The following is a 4206-nucleotide window of genomic DNA, read 5'->3' as shown; positions in this document are numbered from 1 at the left end:
GTGTGGTGACGCGATCGGGTCGGATTGCCGGCGGGGGCTGACCGGGCGCGCGGGGGCGCGCTAGTGTTTTGGGTATCCATCGGGAAGCCTCTTCTTCCTTGGTGGTCAGGCCCTCGTAACGGGATGCCAGTCCCGGCGGGGGCCGAAGTTTTTTCGGGTGGTGTGCGCTGAGCGTAGAGGCGTTGGGGGTCCGGAAATCCAGCTGAGCCGGTGATGTTCACCCACCCGAGTGATCACGCGCCTCGGGCGGGAAAGGGTGGGGCTCGGTGGGGTGCTTTACCCCGAGTTCTTCCCTTGGGAAGGCGCCGGTGGCACCGGAGCTTCAGTTTCCGGGTTCCGGTGAGGTGAGGCGCAGTTCGGCCCGGACGGTCTTGCGCGGGAAGCGGTCCTCGGTCACACCCCAGCGGTCCGCGAACGCGTCTGCGAGGAGACGGGCGAGGGTGTGGAGAGGTGCCTCGTGCGGTTCTGGTCGGCCAGGTCCTGACCGCCGCAGGACCGGCGCGGGCTGTTGCGATGACGCCCCGTTCATGTCCGCGACCCCGGAAACGGCACGCGCCCCGCGCACGGTTGCAGCCGGACGCGGGACGCGGTGGTGTCCCGGATCAGCCGCTTCGTGTTTCGCCCCGGATCATGGCGATGTCCGGCCTCACCTTGGCGATGGCCGCGAAGTCGTCGTCGACGTGGAGAACGGTCAGGCGGTGGTGCTCGGCGGTGAGGGCGATCAGGACGTCCATGGGTGAGGGGCCGCGGTGGTGGCCGACCTTCACCAGTTCCCGCTGCACCTCCCTGATCTTCGACCAGGGGTCGTCGAGTGCCGGCACCCAGCCGAAGGTCTGGCCGAGCACGGTGAAGAAGGGCTCGTAGTCCCGGTCGGAGCGAAGGCCGGGCATCAGTTCGGCCTCGACGGGCGGGCAGATGGCGACCAGCCCTCGTGCCACACGACCGGGCCAGGGGGGATCGAGCTGCCCGCGCAGCAGTCGCCACACGGCGGAAGTGTCTGCCAGGTAGGTCACAGGCCCGCCTGTTCGCGTTCCGCGAGGACGTCGAAGTCCAGGAAGGAGTCCGCGTTCTCCTGAAGCCAGCGCAGGGCTCGTGCCCGGTCGTCGGCGCTGATGGCGGACGCTATGGTCAGCGCGCGGTCGATGGTCTCCCGCTTCGTCCGGGTGCCGAGCTGCCGCTGGGCGAAGGCCAGCTTGTCGTCGTCGATGTCGACCAGGGTCTTGGACATGAGGCCTCCCGCAGCCGGCTTTATATATCGCCTTCAAGCGTATATCGATCGGCGTCCGCCGAGGGCGGGAACCGTTCCCCGGCATCCGGACTCCGATCGTCCTGTCCAGATAGCGGACAATCCGGCCCGGCTCTTGGTGTCGAGTTAACACAGGAGTAACACTGGGAGGGTCGGCCGACCTGTCGTATACGACCGGGACGGCCGCTGTCCTGCGCGCGGCAACGGCGCCGAGCGCCCATCACCGGTTTCCATACCGGTGTCAGCCGCGCCAGAAAGGGACCTCGTGACCTCACGACCCGACCCCAAGACCTCGCTCGACCTGCTCCGCGCCGAGATCGAGCGCCGCAACCCCGCGGAGCCCGAGTTCCACCAGGCCGCGCGCGAGGTGCTGGAGACCCTCGCCCCGGTGCTCGCCGCGCGCCCCGAGTACGCCGAGCCGGGGCTCGTCGCACGGCTGGTCGAGCCGGAGCGGCAGATCATGTTCCGGGTGCCGTGGCAGGACGACCAGGGCCGGGTCCACGTCAACCGGGGCTTCCGGATCGAATACAACAGCGCCCTCGGCCCCTACAAGGGCGGCCTGCGCTTCCACCCCTCCGTGAACCTCGGGATCATCAAGTTCCTGGGCTTCGAGCAGATCTTCAAGAACGCCCTGACCGGTCTCGGCATCGGCGGTGGCAAGGGCGGCAGCGACTTCGACCCGCAGGGCCGCAGCGACGCCGAGGTCATGCGCTTCTGCCAGTCCTTCATGACCGAGCTGTACCGGCACATCGGCGAGTACACCGACATCCCGGCCGGTGACATCGGCGTCGGCGCCCGCGAGATCGGCTACCTCTTCGGCCAGTACCGGCGGATCACCAACCGCTGGGAGGGCGGTGTGCTCACCGGCAAGAGCGCCGGCTGGGGCGGCTCGCTGATCCGCCCGGAGGCGACCGGGTACGGCAACGTGCTGTTCGCGGAGGCCATGCTGCGCGCCCGCGGCGAGGACCTGGAGGGGCAGACCGCGGTCGTCTCCGGCTCCGGCAACGTGGCGATCTACACCATCCAGAAGCTGGCCGCCCTCGGCGCCAACCCGGTGACCTGCTCCGACTCCGGCGGCTACGTCGTCGACGAGAAGGGCATCGACCTGGAGCTGCTGCGCCAGATCAAGGAGGTCGAGCGCGGCCGGGTGAGCGACTACGCCGAGCGCCGGGGCGCCTCCGCGCGGTTCGTGCCCGGCGGGCGGGTCTGGGAGGTCCCGGCGGACGTCGCCCTGCCGTCGGCGACCCAGAACGAACTGAACGCCGTCGACGCCGACGCCCTGATCCGCAACGGCGTGAAGGCGGTCTCCGAGGGCGCCAACATGCCGACCACGCCGGAGGCCGTGCAGCTCTTCCAGCGGGCCGGTGTCGCCTTCGGCCCCGGCAAGGCGGCCAACGCGGGCGGGGTCGCGGTCAGCGCGCTGGAGATGACGCAGAACGCGTCGCGCACCTCGTGGAAGGCCGACCAGGTCGAGAACGAGCTGGCCCGCATCATGACCGACATCCACACCACCTGCGCCGAGACCGCCGAGCGCTACGGCGCCCCCGGCGACTACGTGACCGGCGCGAACATCGCCGGCTTCGAGCGGGTGGCGGACGCGATGCTCGCGCAGGGCGTCATCTGACGCATCCGCGTCACGCCGTCACGGTGTGGGGATGCCGGCCGGACGGGCCGGGCGTCCGAAGCGGGCGGGGACGCCCGGTGAGTACAGCACGCTCACCGGCTCCCCGGCCGGCCTCGGCAGCCCGGCCGCGCCGACCAGGTCCTCCTCGCACTCCAGCAGCTCGGCCCGGTGCAGGGGCCAGCGCGGATGGGCGTTGGGCAGGTACATCGACCGCCCGAAGAAGGCGCCGTGCATGCCCCAGCGGGCGGTCAGGAAGTGCTCGAGAGCGGTCGGCTCCGCGATCAGCTCGCCCCTGCGCACGGTGATGCGGCCGCCGGCGCCCCGCGGTCCGGGCCAGCGCCGGGAAGCGGTGTACGTCACCGTGCGGCCGTCGAGGTGCTCCACGCGCATCCGCGACCAGAGGTACGGCATCCGGAACCCCAGCCGGGCGACCACCACCGGGATCAGCCGGGAGGCGTCCAGGGAGAGGAAGACGACCCCGCGCCGCCCGTGCGCGTCGACCGAGTACAGGCGGACGTTGGTCTCCGGGAAGTTCCCGAGGTAGGGGACGCCCGGCAGGCGCAGCCACCCCACCCGGTGCATCCGGAACGCGACGAGACCGACGTACGTGACCCCGTCCAGGGTGTCCGGCACGGTGCCCGGCGGCAGCAGCGGGGCCACGTCGGCCGGATCCACCGCCCAGTGGACGAACGTCAGGTCCAGCCACGACTGGGTGAGCAGCGGACGCGCGATCGCCTCCGGCGGGTCGGGCGTGATCGGCTGCGGGGGCGGTGGTGTCGACTGCACCGCGCCAGTATCCCGGAGGGCCCGGACAGCCAGCCGTGCGGCACGATGTACCCCACATGGCCCTGGTGACCGGCGAGACCCCTCGGGAAGGCTCGCTGCCATGCAGAAGCTCTCCCTCGACGCCCTCGCCCGCGAACACCTGGAACGCGCCGCCGCCTCCAACGGCCGCAGCGCCACCACCGTCCACGGCGGCCACGAGCACACCCTGCGCCAGACCCTCCTCGCACTGACCGCCGGCACCTCCCTCGCCGACCACGACAGCCCCGGCGAGGCCACCCTGCTGGTCCTGCGCGGCCGCGTCCGCCTCACCAGCGGCGACACCGAGTGGGAGGGGCGCACCGGCGACCTGATCGTCATCCCTCCCGCCCGGCACGGCCTGGAGGCCATGGAGGACGCGGCGGTGCTCCTCACGGTCGCCAAACAGGGCTGAGCGCCCCGCCGGCGGTGCGGTGACGTGCCGCCGGTCGCCTGCCGTCCGCGGCGCCGTCGTGGCTCGCCGCGCCCACGCGGCGGAGCCGCACATGGACACGGCCCCGCGCCCCTCCAGGGC

At 71.6% G+C, this 4206-nt stretch carries 5 protein-coding genes; 2 read left to right on the top strand and 3 right to left on the bottom strand.

The genetic code is table 11. From position 1 onward, the window contains the following. Window positions 1-602 precede the first annotated feature (602 nt). Entirely contained in the window at window positions 603-1013 is a 411-nt protein-coding gene (locus tag B7767_RS23445; protein WP_085573935.1) for a PIN domain nuclease, read from the bottom strand. Beyond that, window positions 1010-1228 (bottom strand): type II toxin-antitoxin system VapB family antitoxin, encoded by a 219-nt coding sequence (locus B7767_RS23440; protein ID WP_085573934.1) that lies wholly within the window; start codon window positions 1226-1228, stop codon window positions 1010-1012. The genes B7767_RS23445 and B7767_RS23440 overlap by 4 nt, the downstream gene beginning before the upstream one ends. A gap of 283 nt (window positions 1229-1511) precedes the next feature. On the opposite strand from B7767_RS23440, the gene gdhA reads away from it, so the two are divergent. After that, window positions 1512-2870, top strand: coding sequence for an NADP-specific glutamate dehydrogenase (gdhA, locus tag B7767_RS23435; RefSeq protein WP_085573933.1), 1359 nt, complete (start codon window positions 1512-1514; stop codon window positions 2868-2870). Window positions 2871-2888: 18 nt separating this feature from the next. Here gdhA and B7767_RS23430 read toward each other — a convergent pair whose 3' ends face one another. Further along, complete coding sequence (locus B7767_RS23430; protein WP_085573932.1) at window positions 2889-3656, bottom strand: YqjF family protein; 768 nt, start codon at window positions 3654-3656, stop codon at window positions 2889-2891. A 100-nt stretch (window positions 3657-3756) separates the two neighbouring features. On the opposite strand from B7767_RS23430, the gene B7767_RS23425 reads away from it, so the two are divergent. Beyond that, a complete protein-coding gene (locus B7767_RS23425) occupies window positions 3757-4086 on the top strand; it encodes a cupin domain-containing protein (RefSeq protein WP_085573931.1) in 330 nt (109 codons plus the stop codon). The last annotated feature ends 120 nt before the right edge of the window (window positions 4087-4206 follow it).

Origin of the sequence: Streptomyces sp. 13-12-16 (assembly GCF_002114215.1) — a bacterium.
In the GTDB taxonomy this organism is placed as follows: Bacteria; Actinomycetota; Actinomycetes; order Streptomycetales; family Streptomycetaceae; genus Streptomyces.
Note: the sequence above shows the minus strand (reverse complement) of the source record. Positions and strands in the feature narration are given on the sequence as shown.